The organism is Chloroflexota bacterium (genome assembly GCA_016197225.1).
GTDB lineage: Bacteria > Chloroflexota > Anaerolineae > Anaerolineales > VGOW01 > VGOW01.
In genome coordinates, this window is record JACPWC010000056.1 from 95,897 (window position 1) to 110,854 (window position 14,958).

General features: G+C 58.9%; 11 protein-coding genes. 4 read left to right on the forward strand and 7 right to left on the reverse strand.

Annotation, left to right across the window (positions count from 1 at the left end):
- The first annotated feature begins 22 nt into the window (after positions 1-22).
- The 3 genes from HYZ49_09220 to HYZ49_09230 all read left to right on the forward strand — a co-directional run bounded on the left by HYZ49_09220 (position 23) and on the right by HYZ49_09230 (position 1,664).
- A complete protein-coding gene (locus tag HYZ49_09220; protein MBI3242458.1) occupies positions 23-781 on the forward strand; it encodes an SURF1 family protein in 759 nt (252 codons plus the stop codon).
- A gap of 82 nt (positions 782-863) precedes the next feature.
- Positions 864-1,394: a Uma2 family endonuclease gene (locus HYZ49_09225; protein MBI3242459.1), complete on the forward strand. Its 531-nt coding sequence runs from the start codon at positions 864-866 to the stop codon at positions 1,392-1,394.
- A gap of 3 nt (positions 1,395-1,397) precedes the next feature.
- Complete coding sequence (locus HYZ49_09230; protein MBI3242460.1) at positions 1,398-1,664, forward strand: DUF2007 domain-containing protein; 267 nt, start codon at positions 1,398-1,400, stop codon at positions 1,662-1,664.
- Between the two features lie 17 nt (positions 1,665-1,681).
- On the opposite strand, the gene HYZ49_09235 is transcribed toward HYZ49_09230, so the two are convergent.
- The 7 genes from HYZ49_09235 to accC form a co-directional block, all read right to left on the reverse strand.
- Positions 1,682-2,161 carry a hypothetical protein gene (locus HYZ49_09235; GenBank protein MBI3242461.1) on the reverse strand — a complete coding sequence of 160 codons (480 nt, stop codon included), beginning with the start codon at positions 2,159-2,161 and terminating at the stop codon, positions 1,682-1,684.
- Between the two features lie 14 nt (positions 2,162-2,175).
- Positions 2,176-2,583, reverse strand: coding sequence for a methylmalonyl-CoA epimerase (gene mce, locus HYZ49_09240; GenBank protein MBI3242462.1), 408 nt, complete (start codon positions 2,581-2,583; stop codon positions 2,176-2,178).
- 58 nt (positions 2,584-2,641) lie between these two features.
- On the reverse strand, positions 2,642-3,019 hold the full coding sequence (locus HYZ49_09245) for a GxxExxY protein (GenBank protein MBI3242463.1): 378 nt from the start codon (positions 3,017-3,019) through the stop codon (positions 2,642-2,644).
- A gap of 97 nt (positions 3,020-3,116) precedes the next feature.
- Positions 3,117-4,757 carry a methylmalonyl-CoA mutase family protein gene (locus HYZ49_09250; protein ID MBI3242464.1) on the reverse strand — a complete coding sequence of 547 codons (1,641 nt, stop codon included), beginning with the start codon at positions 4,755-4,757 and terminating at the stop codon, positions 3,117-3,119.
- Positions 4,758-4,842: 85 nt separating this feature from the next.
- Positions 4,843-5,349 (reverse strand): SPFH domain-containing protein, encoded by a 507-nt coding sequence (locus HYZ49_09255; GenBank protein MBI3242465.1) that lies wholly within the window; start codon positions 5,347-5,349, stop codon positions 4,843-4,845.
- Positions 5,346-5,651 carry an acetyl-CoA carboxylase biotin carboxyl carrier protein subunit gene (locus HYZ49_09260; protein ID MBI3242466.1) on the reverse strand — a complete coding sequence of 102 codons (306 nt, stop codon included), beginning with the start codon at positions 5,649-5,651 and terminating at the stop codon, positions 5,346-5,348. The genes HYZ49_09255 and HYZ49_09260 overlap by 4 nt, the downstream gene beginning before the upstream one ends.
- Positions 5,652-5,845: 194 nt before the next feature.
- Entirely contained in the window at positions 5,846-7,351 is a 1,506-nt protein-coding gene (gene accC, locus HYZ49_09265; protein MBI3242467.1) for an acetyl-CoA carboxylase biotin carboxylase subunit, read from the reverse strand.
- A 472-nt stretch (positions 7,352-7,823) separates the two neighbouring features.
- Here accC and HYZ49_09270 point away from each other — a divergent pair, with 472 nt between their 5' ends.
- A complete protein-coding gene (locus HYZ49_09270; GenBank protein MBI3242468.1) occupies positions 7,824-14,948 on the forward strand; it encodes a CSLREA domain-containing protein in 7,125 nt (2,374 codons plus the stop codon).
- Positions 14,949-14,958: the final 10 nt, after the last annotated feature.

Consider the following 14,958-nt stretch of genomic DNA (forward strand, 5'->3'; position numbering starts at 1 on the left):
TTTCGTCGGTCGTCTATCGTTTATGAAAAAACTTCTCCCCATCTTCTGGACTCTCTTCGTCATCGTCGGCGCGGCGGTGATGATCGCGCTGGGCTTCTGGCAATTGAGCCGCCTCGGCGAACGACGCGCCCTCAACGCCGAGATCAAAAGCCACCTAGACCAGCCGCCGCTCACGATCACCGGCGAAGCACTGGACACTTCCGCGCTTGAATATCGCCGGGCCACCGTCACCGGCGCGTTCGACTTCCCGCAAGAGATTTTGCTTCGCAATCGTTCCAAGAGCGAAATCACCGGCGTTCATCTCCTCACGCCGCTCAAGATCGAAGGCAGTGACAAAGCCGTGTTAGTAGATCGCGGCTGGATTGCTTACACGGCCTCTGATCCACAAACCCGAACCGCCTACGCCGGGCCGACCGGCCTCGTCGCCCTCACCGGTGTCGTCCGCCTCAGCCAGAGCCGCCCCTCGACGCTGGCCCCCTACGACCCACCCCTCGGCCCCGACCTGCCCCGGCTCGACGCCTGGTTCTGGATTGACATCCCGCGTATTCAACAGCAAGTGCCTTATCCGCTTTTGCCATTCTTCATCGAGCAGGACGCCGGGCCAGACCCGACCACCCTGCCCGCCCCCGGCTGGGAAGTTGAATTGAACGACGGCCCGCACTTGAGTTATGCGGTTCAGTGGTTCTCGTTCGCAACGGTTTTGGTGACAGGGTCAATTGCGCTGGCCAGGAGAAACGTGAAACGACAAACGTCAAAGTTAAAAATGTCGTTTGACGTTTGACTTTGTGCTATAGTATCCGGCAAAGAGGTGTGTTGCTATGTCAGTCCAACTTGCGCCTGCTCAACTTGAAACTGAAACGCTCGTGACCGGCGACGAATTGCTGGCGATGGGCGACATCGGCCCCAGCGAACTCGTGGAAGGGAGAATAATCCTGATGAGTCCTACTGGCTTTGCTCATGGAAATTATGAACTTACCTTTGGTGAACATTTGAGAAGGTTCGTCAAACAAAAGAAGTTGGGTAAAGTCGCCGTCGGCGAAGTTGGCATTTATACTCAACGCGACCCGGACACAATTCGCGCCGCAGATGTCGCCTTTATTTCCCACGAGCGCCTGGCTCAACAGAAACGGCAAAAAGGATTTCTGGAAGTTGCGCCTGAACTAGTGGTTGAAGTGATGTCACCCGACGACCGCTGGCAAGAGGTCACGCAAAAACTACGTGAGTATTTTGGAATTGGGGTCAAGCTGGTCTGGGTGGCTGAACCGACCACAAAAACGGTGTACGCTTACCGCTCGCTCACTGACATTCAAGAGTTCGCCGAAGCCGATGTGCTTACCTGTGAAGATGTTCTTCCAGGATTCAGTGCGCCGGTTGTCAACCTCTTTGAAGAGTAAACAATGCCTGAGAATCTGGTCGTCATTTACACTGCCGCCGGACAAGCCGAGGCCAACCTCATCAAGAGCGTGCTGGAGGCCGCCGGGATTCCGGCAATGAGCACTCAGGAGGGCGCAGGCGCGGCCTTCGGCTTAACGGTTGGCCTCATGGGCGAAGCCCGGATTTTGGTGAGAGAAGAAGACGCCGCCGAAGCGAAAGAACTTCTGGCGGCGATGGAACAAGAGCAACCGGACGAAGAAGATGATGACTCAAATGTCCCGGAGGCGTAAACCTTCGGGACATTGTTTTACAGTTTTTTCTGCTTCACTTCCTGCACTTCACTCACCACCGTTTCAATCGGAACCAGCCGCCCGGCCGTGGTGTAATGCCCGTCTCCAGCCGGGGTGGTGGTTTCGCGCTCTTCAAAACGTTCCTTGTTCGCCAGGAACCACTCGCGCGTTTGCGGCATTGGCAAAATATACAGCAAGCGCGAGCCAACAAAATAATAGAAAACGTAATTGGCTTCGGTGTACAAAAAACAGCCCGGCGTACCCTTCTCCTTGTTGCTGTCGGTCTCAAAGAAAAAGTTGCCGGTCTCATGCCAGCGGTCGGCCTTGATCTCAATCGTGTCCGTCCCACGTTTCGAGACCCAGATCAAGTCAATGTCCGCCTTTTGAAAGTCGGGGTCTCTCTCGACATTGGCCACCCCGATCGTGCCCCGGTATTTCTTCAGCCACGATTCAATTTCAGCCGCCGCCTGCTTTGCCACTTCCATTCCGTTGCTCATCGTAATTTGTCGGTTCACGTTTCCCTCACTTCATATAACTCCACCAATACACCGTTCGCGCTTTCGGGATGAATAAAGGCGGCCCGGTTGCCGCCTGCCGCCGTGATCGGCGTTTCGTTGATCAACCGCACGCCTTTCTCCTTCAATCGTCCCAACATCTCTTCAAGATTATCCACCTCAAGGGCAATATGATGCAAGCCGGGGCCGCGCTTGGCCAGGAACCTGGCCGCGCCGCTGGCCTCAGTCGTCGGTTTCACTAATTCCACTTCGCTGTCGCCCGTCGGCAAAAAAGCCACAATGGATTCCTGTGAAGCCACCTCTTCCACATGCGTCAGCGGCAGGCCCAGCGTGTCGCGCCAGAATGTAAGTGAGGTATCGAGATCAGGAACGATGATGGCGATGTGGTTGATCTTCTTGATCATAGATTATGTCTGTCCGAGTCAAAAGATTCACCGCGAAGACGCAAAGAGCGCGAAGATTTTATAGGTTATTGACCATTCGCTTGATGCCGTGTTTCATCAATGTAACGTTCCAATTCAGCAGGAAGCCAATCTTGCATTTTCGCATTTTCAAATAAGTAAGCAATTGGGCTTCATGAACAGGGAGTAGCTGATCAACCGACTTGTTCTCAACAACGATACTGTCTTCGACAAATTCATCAAGTCGGTAGCCGGCATCTATTGTCTGGCCGTCATACACAATCGGCAAGACCACTTCAGTCTCCACCTTCACACCGCGTTTTCGCAACTCGTAAACATGGCATTGCTGATAAGCCGACTCCAGCAATCCCGGGCCAAGCGCCCGATGAACCTTGATCGCCGCGTCCACAATTTGAGTAGCAACCTCTTCAATATCCATCATCTTCTTCGCGTCCTTTGCGCCTTCGCGGTTCAATTGATACGGCAGTTTCTTCAGCTCCCAATTTCTTCACGTCCTTCGTGCCTTCGCGGTTCAATTACTGTGTTGGCCGATATTCACCCCACACCCCGCGAAGTGTACTGCAAATCTCGCCCAGCGTCAGGTCATTTTCCACGCAGGCGATGAGCAACGGCATCAGGTTGTCACTGCCCCGCGCCGCCGACTCCAGCCGCGACCGCAATTCAGTCACTCGCCCAGCGTCACGCCGGGCGCGGACGGCGGCCACCTGGTCGCGTTGCATCTGCTCAATCGCCGGGTCAATCTTCAGCCGTTCGAGGTTGATCTGTTCTTCGACGGCAAACTCGTTAACGCCGACGACAATTTGCTCTTTGGACTCGACTGCCTGTTGATAGCGATAAGCCGCCTCTTGTATTTCGTTCTGGATGAAACCGCGTTCAATCGCCGCCAGCGCCCCGCCCATCTCGTCAATCTGTTTGAGGTAAGCCTCGGCCCGTTTCTCGATCTCGTCGGTGAGCGACTCGACGGCGTAACTTCCGGCCAGCGGGTCAACGGTGTCGGCCATACCTGATTCGTGGGCGATGACTTGCTGGGTTCGCAGAGCCACGCGGGCGGCGTTTTCAGTCGGCAATTGCAAGGCTTCATCCATGCCATTGGTGTGCAAACTTTGTGTGCCGCCCAGCACCGCCGCCAGGGCTTGGATGGTGACGCGGGCCACGTTCACTTCCGGTTGTTGGGCGGTGAGGGTGCTACCGCCGGTCTGAGTATGAAAGCGCAACATCCACGATTTCGGATTCTTGGCCCCGAATCGTTCGCGCATAATTCTGGCCCACAAACGGCGGGCGGCGCGGAACTTGGCGACTTCTTCCAGAAATTGATTGTGAGCGTTGAAGAAGAACGCCAACTGCGGCGCGAAGTCGTCTACGTTCAACCCGGCGTTGATGGCGGCTTGCACATAAGCAATGCCGTTTGCCAGAGTGAAGGCCACTTCCTGCACGGCGGTCGAACCGGCCTCACGAACGTGATAACCTGAAATGCTGATCGTATTCCAGTTCGGCGCTTCAGTCTGGCAGTAACGAAAGATGTCGGTGATGAGGCGCATCGAAGGCGCGGGCGGGAAGATATAGGTGCCGCGCGCGATGTACTCTTTGAGGATGTCGTTCTGAATCGTGCCGCGCAGTTGCTTCGGCTCAACGCCCTGCCGCTTGCCGACGGCGATGTACATCGCCAGCAAAATTGAGGCGGGCGCGTTGATGGTCATGCTGGTGCTCGCTTTGTCGAGTGGGATGCCTTCAAACAATCGCGCCATGTCGTCGAGCGTAGGAATGGACACGCCCACTTTGCCTACCTCACCGAGCGCCATCACGTCGTCGGGGTCGTAGCCGATCTGTGTTGGCAGATCAAACGCCACCGAGAGTCCGGTCTGCCCCTGCCCCAGCAAAAACTTATAGCGGCGATTCGATTCTTCGGCGGTGGCGAAACCGGCATATTGACGCATTGTCCACAAGCGGCCACGATACATCGTCGGCTGGACGCCGCGCGTGAACGGATAGTCGCCGGGCCAGCCGACGTTTGCCGGGACAGTTTGATCGCCGGTCGGGCCGTAGACTCGCGCCAGCGGAATTCCCGATGACGTTTCAAATTGCGGCTTGCGTTCGGGGTTCTTTTTGAGAGTGGGGTTTAGCGTTTCTCGTTCCCAGCGTTCGCGTTCTGTTGTCATGATTTTGGTGGCACGGACGCGAAGCGCACAGACAAACACGGAGTTTTTGTTTTATCCGTGTGTATCCGCGTTCATCCGCGTCCTATTATTGTGGCGTCAACGTAAACTCAATCTTCGTAAACTTCAACTGCCACGCCCGCGACATTTGCTCGTTGAGGGCTTCGAGCGCCCACTGCTGGGCCTGGGCCGGGCGATCCCGCACGGCGGCCACGCCCATGTTTTTGATCTCGGCCAGCAACTTGTCGGCGACCACGACCACAATATCCTCCTGCGCCTGACGGGCGGCCATGACCGCTGGAATGGCGGCCACCACCTTGCAAGTGAACTGGCCTTTCACGGCATAGTGCTTGTCGGCGTCTAACACAAGGTCGGGCGGCAGGGCAAAAGTTCGCTCGCGCAAATCCACCAGCATCACCTGATCCAAAAATGGCAGAACCCAGGCGTTGCCCGGCGGCAACTCTTTCACCAGGCGGCCAAACCGGAACAAAACGCCCCGATGTTCCAGCGGGATCTTGCGCAGGGAGGCGAACATCAACACCAGCCCCGCCGCCGCTACCAAAACAATCAGGCCAAAATAAGGCAGGCCCGTCATCCGCTCACCGTCAGCAAAACCTGATTCTGTTCCACGCTGTCGCCGCCTTTTGTTTTCACTCGCATCACCGTCCCGGCGCGCGGCGACTTGAGTTCGTTTTGCATCTTCATCGATTCGAGAATTACCAGAATATCGCCCTTGTTCACCGCCTGGCCTTCGGCCACCGGAACCGACACCACCAGGCCCGGCATCGGAGCCTTGAGGTGAAAGTCGCCCGTCTCGGCGACGCCTCCCCCGGCCGACTTGGCCAGCCGCGCCGCCCGTTCGTCCACCACGTTGACGTCGTAGAGATTGCCGCGCATCAACACCCGCAGGCTGTCTTCGGCGTCATTATCCACAAAAGCCTCAAAGGAATGATTGTCAATCAACAACGAATACAGGGCCTGGCTGCTTCCCTCGGCCAGGTCAATGGTATAAGTCTTGCCATCCACTATCACCTGATGATCATCGTTGATCTCGATGATGTACGTCTTGTCGTTGATGGTCGTGGCGTATTTCATCGGTGCATCCTCTCGTAACGGCCCACCCACTTCCAGTTGCTGGTGTCGCGCTCGCCGCGCTGGACGATCTGGGCCGCGTGCTGGCCGCGCCGGTGCGCCACCAGCGTGGCCACAATGGCCGCGATCTCAGGATGCGGCGCGCCTTCCTCTTCCATTTGGAAACGTTCTTCCAGAAAACGGGTATCGAACTGCCCGGTCATGAAGCGGTACGAGTCGAGCAAATTCTGATGCAAAGGGATGTTGGTCTTGACGCCGACGATCTTGTACTCTTCGAGGGCGCGGCGCATTCTCAACAAAGCCTCGCCGCGAGTCTCACCCCAGCAGATCAATTTTGAAATCAGCGAGTCGTAAAAGCGCGGGATAACATAGCCGGAGTAAGCGCAGGTGTCCACGCGCACGCCGGGGCCGGTGGGCAAAATAGAGGCCGAGATAGTGCCGGTGGAGGGCATGAAGTTGTTGTAGGGGTCTTCGGCGTTGATGCGGCACTCGATGGCCCAGCCGTTCAATTTGATCTCGTGCTGTTCGCGGCTGAGCTTGCGCCCACGGGCCACCCGGATCTGTTCCTTGACGATGTCGAGGCCGGTCACCAGTTCCGTCACCGGGTGCTCCACTTGCAGGCGGGTGTTCATCTCCAGAAAATAAAAGTTCTTTTCTTTGTCCACCAAAAACTCAATCGTCCCGGCGTTGATGTAGCCCACTGCCGCCGCCGCCCGGCAGGCCACCTCGCCCATCTTCTGCCTCAGCGACTCATCCTCGTTCACAAACGGCGAGGGCGACTCTTCCAGCACTTTCTGGTGGCGACGCTGGATCGAACACTCGCGCTCGCCCAGATGAATCACGTTGCCCTGCGTGTCGGCCATGATCTGAATCTCAATGTGCCGCGCCCCGGTCACCAGCTTTTCAAGATAAACGTTGCCATCGCCAAACGCCGACTCGGCTTCGCGCCGGGCCGAGGCCAGTGCATGGAGCATTTCGTCTGCGGAATGAACTTCGCGCATACCCTTGCCGCCGCCGCCTGCCGTGGCCTTAATCAAAAGCGGGAAACCGATCTGCGGCGCGACGGCGACGATCTCTTCGTCGCGCAGGCTGCCCTCAGCCTCAGTTCCCGGAACCACAGGGACGCCGGCCCTGGTCACTGTGGCCCGGGCCACCGCCTTGTCGCCCATCGCCGCAATTGAAGAGGGCTTGGGGCCAATGAACGTAATCTCGGCTTCGGCGCACGCTTCCGCGAAATCCTCCCGCTCGGCCAGGAAACCGTAGCCTGGATGAATGGCGTCAGCCTCGGCGCGCCGGGCCACGTCCAGAATCTTGTCCATACGCAAGTACGACTCGCGAGAGGGGGCCGGGCCGATCAAATAGGCCTCGTCGGCGTAGCGGACGTGGAGAGCGTTGCGGTCGGCTTCCGAATAGACGGCCACCGTTTGGATGCCCAGCTCCCTGCAGGCGCGGATGATGCGGACGGCGATTTCGCCGCGATTGGCAATCAGGACTTTAGTCACCATGAAATGAAAGCTCCTGTTTTGGTAAGCAACTCAATCGTGAAGCAGATTACAAATTGGATGTACCGCCATTATATCCAAAGTCGGCGAGAAATCATCTCTGGCGCCATCTCGGCAATTGGAGAGTGCGATCCGCTGCCGGGCAAGTCAAACTCTCTTGCACATCACGCGCTAATAGAACAACAACCGAAAGCACGTTGTAAGCTGTTTTTTCGATTCCCTTGACCGTTTCTTGACACTCAAGCAGTTACAATGAAGCATCGTTTCGTAAGCAAGGCCAACTTAGGAAGCGTATGCAATGGGGTCAAGGCCTTCTCATCCTATTTCTGTTGTCAGCAAAAAAGAATATCCGCCTGCTGTAAAGCAAAACTCCAAAAGATTCTCGAAAAGCAGGCCGCACCTTCTCGGTCAACCATCTGTAGCGATGAATCTCCCAAGTGGAGATTTCCGGGTAATGTCTTAGAGGAGTCAATTTATGCCAAACCTGATTACGTCTCGCGCACGTTTCTGGTCTCTCTTCACATCTTCGCTCCGTTTTTCTGCGGTCGCCTCCTTCGTAACGATGCTTATCTTGCTGGCAGGCATCCTTGCGCCGAGGAACCTCGCTCAGGCGGCGACCTTTGATATCGGTTGTTCCGGCGGCGTGGGTGATGTTGCCGGACTGATTGCGGCGATCACCACTGCCAATGCCAACGGGGAGGCCGACACTATCAACCTGGCCGCCGATTGCGCCTACACGTTGACGGCGGTTGACAATACCGCTGACGGGCTCCCCACCGGCCTGCCGGCCATCACTACCGACATTATTATCAGCGGCCCCAATGCGACGATTACTCGAGGCGCAGAGGTTCCCGACTTCCGCTTTTTCTATGTTGACCCGGATGGTCACCTGACGCTGAATGACGTAACGGTGAGCAACGGGAATTTACCCAGCACTCTCACCACCACCTTCGGCGGCGCGCTCAGCAATGCCGGAACTACGATTATCAACGGCAGTCATTTTACAAGTAACCTGGCCGGCATCGGCGGCGCCATCAGCAACAGTGGCATTCTGACCATCAACACCTCAACGTTCACCGGCAACACGGCGGCTGTTAATCAAGGCGGCGCGATTGCCAACTTTGCCACCGTGACGATCAGCCAGAGTTCGTTCGACGGCAACAGCGCCGCCAACAATGGCGGCGCGCTCGACAACGCCGCTTTCGGCGGCGGCACGGCCACGGCGACGATTATTGACTCGACCTTGAGCGGGAATACAGCCGGCGGCGCAGGCGGCGCGCTTCTCAACTTCGCGGACAACATCGATCTCGCTTCCACAGCCCTGCTCACAGTTCGCAATAGCGCGCTCGTCGGCAACATGGCGACCGGGTCGGGCGGCGGCATCTTCAATTTTGGCGGCGGCGGCGTGGAGAATGTCGTCATCGAAGACAGCGCCATCACCGGCAACAGTGGCAGCAGCGGCGGCGGTGTTCGCAACAACAACGGCGTGACGACCGTCACCCGCAGTTTGATCAACAACAATACCTCAACTTCAGACGGCGGCGGTTTTTACAATGATGCCGGCACTCTGACCATCGTCAACAGCACTGTCAGCGGCAACACCGCCTCTGTCAATGGCGGCGGCATTTACGAATTTGCCTTCGTCGGTGGTTTCACTACCCATTTGAATAATGTGACCATCACCGGGAACACTGCCGACTCTGATGCAGATGACAATGGCGGCGGCGGCGGCGTATTCAACGACGGCGGCACTATTAATGCAAACAACACAATCATCGCCGCCAATCTTGATCTCTCGGCTGGCATAGAGCCTTCTATCACTCCAGACTGTTCGGGCATTCTGACTTCGCAAGGATATAACCTGATTGCAAATACCGCCGGTTGCGTGATTTTTGGCGATACGACTGGCAACATCACAGACCTCAGCGCCAACTTAGGGCCGCTGGCGGACAACGGCGGCCCCACCTTCACTCACGCCCTGCTGACTGGCAGTCCGGCAATTGACGCCGGCGACCCGGCAGGCTGTAAGGATCGGTTCGGCGCGACTCTGGAGACCGACCAGCGCGGCGTTTCCCGGCCTCAGGATGGAGACAATGACCCGCCGGCGAACTGCGATATTGGCGCGTTTGAATTAGAGTCTTCGGTTCAAACCGGCCCGGTGTTCACCGTCAACACATCCGATGACCACGACGGTTTGTGCAGCGTGGACGACTGCACTTTGCGTGAGGCGATCAATGCGGCCAACGCTCACGCCAATGGCGCTACGCCGGACGAGATTCGGTTCAACATTATCAGCGAAGGGAGCGTGCAAACCATCGCCCCAAGTTCGGCCCTGCCTTCCATTTTCGACCCGGTAATCATTGACGGCTACACTCAACCTGGCGCAAGCCCCAACACTAACATTGAGGGTTTTGCTTCCAATGCCGTGCTCCATATCGAGTTGTCCGGCAGTTTGCTTGAGGGCGACGAGGTCGGCCTTGACCTGCAAACTTCCAGCAGTGTCGTGCGCGGCCTGGTTATTAATCGCTTCCCGCGCGAAGGAATTGCCATTCAGGGTGAAGGCGGTGGAGGCAACACGATTGAAGGCAACTTCATCGGCACGGATGTCACCGGCCTGCTTCCGGCCAGCAACGGCTTTGTCGGCGTCAACGTATTCACCAACGACAACCTCATCGGCGGCCCAACCTCGGCGGCGCGTAACGTCATCTCTTCTAACGGCTCGACCGGCATCGCCTTCCAGTTTAGCTCCGGCAATAGCGCGCAAGGCAATCTGATTGGCGTCGGCGCTGATGCCGTCACCTTCCTGCCAAACTTCGTGGCCAGCGTCCCAGGCGGGGCCGGGGAGGGTTGGGGAATCTTCATCGGGAACTTCAGCACAGGCCATACCATCGGCGGGTCAATCGCTGGCGCAGGCAATCTGATCGCCGGCAACGTCTCGGATGGAATCGAAATTCTTGACGGCGCAAGCACAATTGAGGGCAATACCATTATTCAGAATGCCGGTTCCGGCGTCGAAATCAGCGGCGCGAGCACGACCGGCAACGTTGTGCGCGCCAATAGCATCTTTGACAATGACGGTTTGGGCATTGACCTGCTGGGCGACGGGGTGACGGCCAACGATGAGTTTGACGACGATACTGGCCCGAACAACCTGCAAAACTTCCCGGTGCTCGGCCTGGCCATCCCAACGAGTGGCGGCATCACCATTAGCGGCGAACTCAGCAGCAGTGGCGGGTCATTCACCCTTGATTTCTACGCCAGCGCCTCGTGTGATCTTTCGAACTTTGGCGAGGGCCAGCGGCATCTCGGCGCCACAAGTGTTGGCACAGATGAGGGCGGGTTTGCCTCCTTCACCGCCGACCTGATCACCGCCCAACCGGTCACGTCAAGCGACTTCATCACCGCCACTGCGACTGACAGTTCCGGCAACACGTCTGAGTTCTCGCCGTGCGCCCCGGCTGACCCGAACAACGTCTCCTGGCCGCAGGCGCTCCAGACGCCCCTGGTCAGCGGCGGCGACCCCTCGATTCTGGAAGGGTCATCGGATCAATTCCTCACCGAAGCGGGTCAGTCGCGCTGGTACAAGTTCACCGTCCAGCCGGGAAGCAAGCTCATCGTCACGCTGACGAACCTGCCAGCCAACTATGACCTGACGGTTTACAAGGACATCGCCCAAGCCTTCAACGATCTGACCAGCCCGCAAGACCTGGTGAAGTTGAGCGCCGAGTTCGCGCCCGACAGCTTCAGCCCGGACAGCTTCAGTCCCGACAGCTTTAGTCCCGACAGTTTCAGCCCGGATAGCTTCAGCCCCGACAGCTTCAGTCCTGACAGCTTCAGCCCGGACAGTTTCAGCCCGGATAGCTTTAGCCCGGATAGTTTTAGCCCCGACAGCTTCAGCCCCGATAGCTTTAGCCCGGACAGCTTTAGTCCCGACAGCTTTAGTCCCGACAGCTTTAGTCCCGACAGCTTCAGCCCCGACAGCTTTAGCGAAATCCCCGAAGCCTACGCCAGCGCCCAGACCCGGAGCCTGATCGGCATCTCGGCCTTCGACGGCACGGCCAGCGAAGGCATCCTGCTCAACACCTGGGACAACGCCGGCGACTTCTATATTCGCGTGCGCGGGCGCAACGGCGCGTTCAGCCTGGCCGGCGCTTTCCATCTCGAAATCACCATGCTCACCGGAACGTGCGGTGATGTGAGCTTGGCCCTCCCGGCCAGCAACACAACTGCCACCGCCGGTGGTTTCAACACTGTCATCCTCGCCGACCTGGCCCGCATGGAAGGCACGGCAGGCGACAAGGCCGCTCTGCTGGCGCAACTCAACACACTAGCCACAGCGGTCAACGGTGTGGTCGTGAACGTGGGCGCGGACGCCCGGGTGGCCGCCGCCAACACCCAGGCCGACACCAACTTTGAATGTCCGTTCGCCAAGAACCTCGTCGCCGCTTCCATCAAGAGCATCGTGGACGCCTATCGAGACGTGAACCCGATCCAGTACGTGGTCATCGTCGGCAACGACAACGTCATCCCGTTCTTCCGCCACCCCGATAACGCCTTGCTGGCGAACGAGCAGAATTACGTGCCGCCAGTGCGCGACAACACCGCCTCGCAGGCCAGCCTCAAGTTCGGCTACGTGCTCGGCCAGGACGCCTACGGCTCAAGCATCAGCATCTCGTACAAAGTCAATGTCTTCCCGATCCCCGATCTGCCAGTTGGCCGTTTGGTGGAAACGCCGACCGAAGTGATTGGCATGATCAACGCCTTCCTGACCACAGGCGACGGCGTGGTGGACACCCCGGCCTCGTCGTTGGTCACCGGCTACGACTTCCTCGAAGACGCCGCCAACGCCGTTCAAACCGAACTGGTGGCCGGCCTCGGTTCAACCGCCACTGCCACCGACACTCTCATCGCCCCGCGCGACGCCTCACCGCTTGACCCGCAAGCCTGGACGGCGGATCAACTGCGAGCCGCACTGCTGACCAACCGCCACGACCTGATCTACCTGGCCGGGCACTTCAGCGCCTCCAGCGCCCTGGCCGCCGACTACACCACCCGCATGCTGGCCAACGAACTGACGGCCTCATCGGTGAATCTGGTGAACAGCATCGTCTACAGCGCCGGGTGCCACTCCGGCTACAACATCGTTAACGATCACGGCATCGCCAATGTCACGCAGGAACCGGATTGGGCGCGCGCCTTTGCCCAGAAACAGGCGACCCTTATCGCCGGAACCGGCTATCAATATGGCGACACCGATTTCATCGAATACAGCGAGAGCATCTATCTTGAGTTCACCCGCCAACTGCGAACCGGCACCGGCCCGGTGTCAGTCGGGAATGCGCTGGTGGCGGCCAAACTCGCCTACCTGGCCGACACGCCTCAACTCAAAGGCATCCACGAGAAGGCTCTGCTCGAAGCCACAATCTACGGCCTGCCGATGATCAGCGTCAACATGCCGGGCGAACGCCTGACTCCGGTAAGCGACTCTTCGATTGTTGGCGCACTGAACGGCTATGTTGCTGATCCTGGAAACACGCTCGGCTTGCAATTCACCGACATCACGGTGACGCCGACTCTGACCACCCACACCGTCACCCTCCACAACCCCACCAACTTTGCCCAGACCTTCGACGCCACTTATCTTTCGGGCAGTGACGGGCAAGTGACGGCCCCGGCAGAACCTGTCCTGCCGCTGGAAATAGAAAACGTGACAGCCAACGGAACAGTTTTGCGCGGCGTGGGCTTCCGGGGTGGCGGCTACACCGACACACCGGGCATCCTGCCGCTCACCGGCGCGGCCACCACCGAGCTTCGCGGCGTCCACCCGCCGTTCTTCTCCGAAGTGTTCTATCCGATCAAGCCCTGGCACGTGAACTACTTCGAGGCCCTCAGCCGAGGCAATGGCGTCACCCGCCTGGCGGTGATGCCGGCCCAGTATCAGTCGGCCAACGGCAGTTCGTTCACCGGCACACTCCGGCAGTTCAACGACATGGACTTCCGGCTCTTCTACAGCAACAACACCCAAACTTACGGCGGCAACACCCCGGCCCTGGCGGCGGCCCCTTACATCGCCAAAGTGCTGGCGGCCTCTACCGCCACCGACATCAACTTTGAAGTCACCGTCGTCGGCGATCCTTCGGCGGGCGTCCAGGAAGTGTGGGTGACTTACACCGCCCTCAGCGGGCCGTACGCCGGGCAATGGCAATCGCTCGACCTGGCGCAAGACACAAATGACTCGCGGCTGTGGAAAGGCTCGCTCCCGCTCAACGGAACCGCTCCGCAAGACATTCGTTACCTGGCGCAAGCTGTGAACGGCGTGGGCCTGGTTGCCGCCAGCACCAACCTCGGCGCTTACTACCAGCCCGACGTTGATCCCGGCGCGCCCTCGCCCGACCTGACCCCGACTGTTCTCGACCTTCAGGCGTCAAGCGCGACTGGCGCATACAGCACCACCGCCATGTTCACGGCCACGCTCACCAGTGGCGGCTCGCCGCTGGCAAGCGAAACCATCGTCTTCGCCCTCGGCGGCCAGACTCGCCGCGCCACGACCGACGCCAACGGTCGGGCCGCCCTTGAGCTTCTGCTCCTCGGCCTGCCGGGCAACTACGAGTTGCGGGCGGCATTCCGAGGCTCGGATGTTCACGCGCCATCGTCCGACATGGTTGCGTTCGCCGTCGTCAAGCAGAACACAGCCATCACGCTCGACCCGCCATCAGTCACGGTCGTGGCCGGCAACAACAGCGGTATTGTAGCGACGTTGAAAGACGCCGCCGGCCTGCCGCTCGGCCAGAAGACCATCTTCTTTGTCGTCACCGGCCTCGGCGGTAATTACGCCACCTCGGTCATCACCGACTTCGCCGGGCGAGCGCCTCTCGGCTCTGTGCCACTGCCTCCCGGCAGTTACACCGTTCGCGCCTTCTTTGGCGGCACGATTCCGGTGCCGGGCAACCCGATCACCCTCGACGACCCGCGCTACAACTCGTCGTCGGCAACCGGCGCGCTCACCCACCTCTCGCCCTTCCCGGCCAACGGCGTGCTCGACAACTTCAACCGCCGCAATGGCCGCCTGCGCGCGCCGCACAAACCCTGGCATGGCTCCGAGGGCCTGGGCGGCTACCAGATCATCAACAAACAGGTGGACGTGGTTGGCGGCGGGCCGATCTACTGGCGAAACAACCCGAAGTTCGGCGCGAACCAGGAAGCCTACATCACCTTCAAGAAGGTAGACGGCGACGGCATCGAGCAAGACCTTCTGCTCAAGGTGCAGGGCAACTCGCCCGACTGGCGCAAGGGCGCGATTGAGGTGCTCTACGACGCCCGGCACAACGCAGTACGCGTGGAGACTTTCAGGCCAGGCAACAAGCACTGGACGATCTACGCCAATATCCCGCTTACCCTGAACGACGGCGATCAGTTCGGCGCGCAAGCCTTGAGCAACGGCCAGGTGAAAATCTTCAAGAACGGCATGCTTGTGGGCACGGTGACGCTCAACACTGCCGACCAGACCTTTTTCAACAACAAGGGTGGGCGCACCGGTCTGTGGTTCATCAAAGCCGGCGACGCCGTCTTCGACGACTTCGGCGGCGGCAACATTCCGTAGCCGGCCGCCC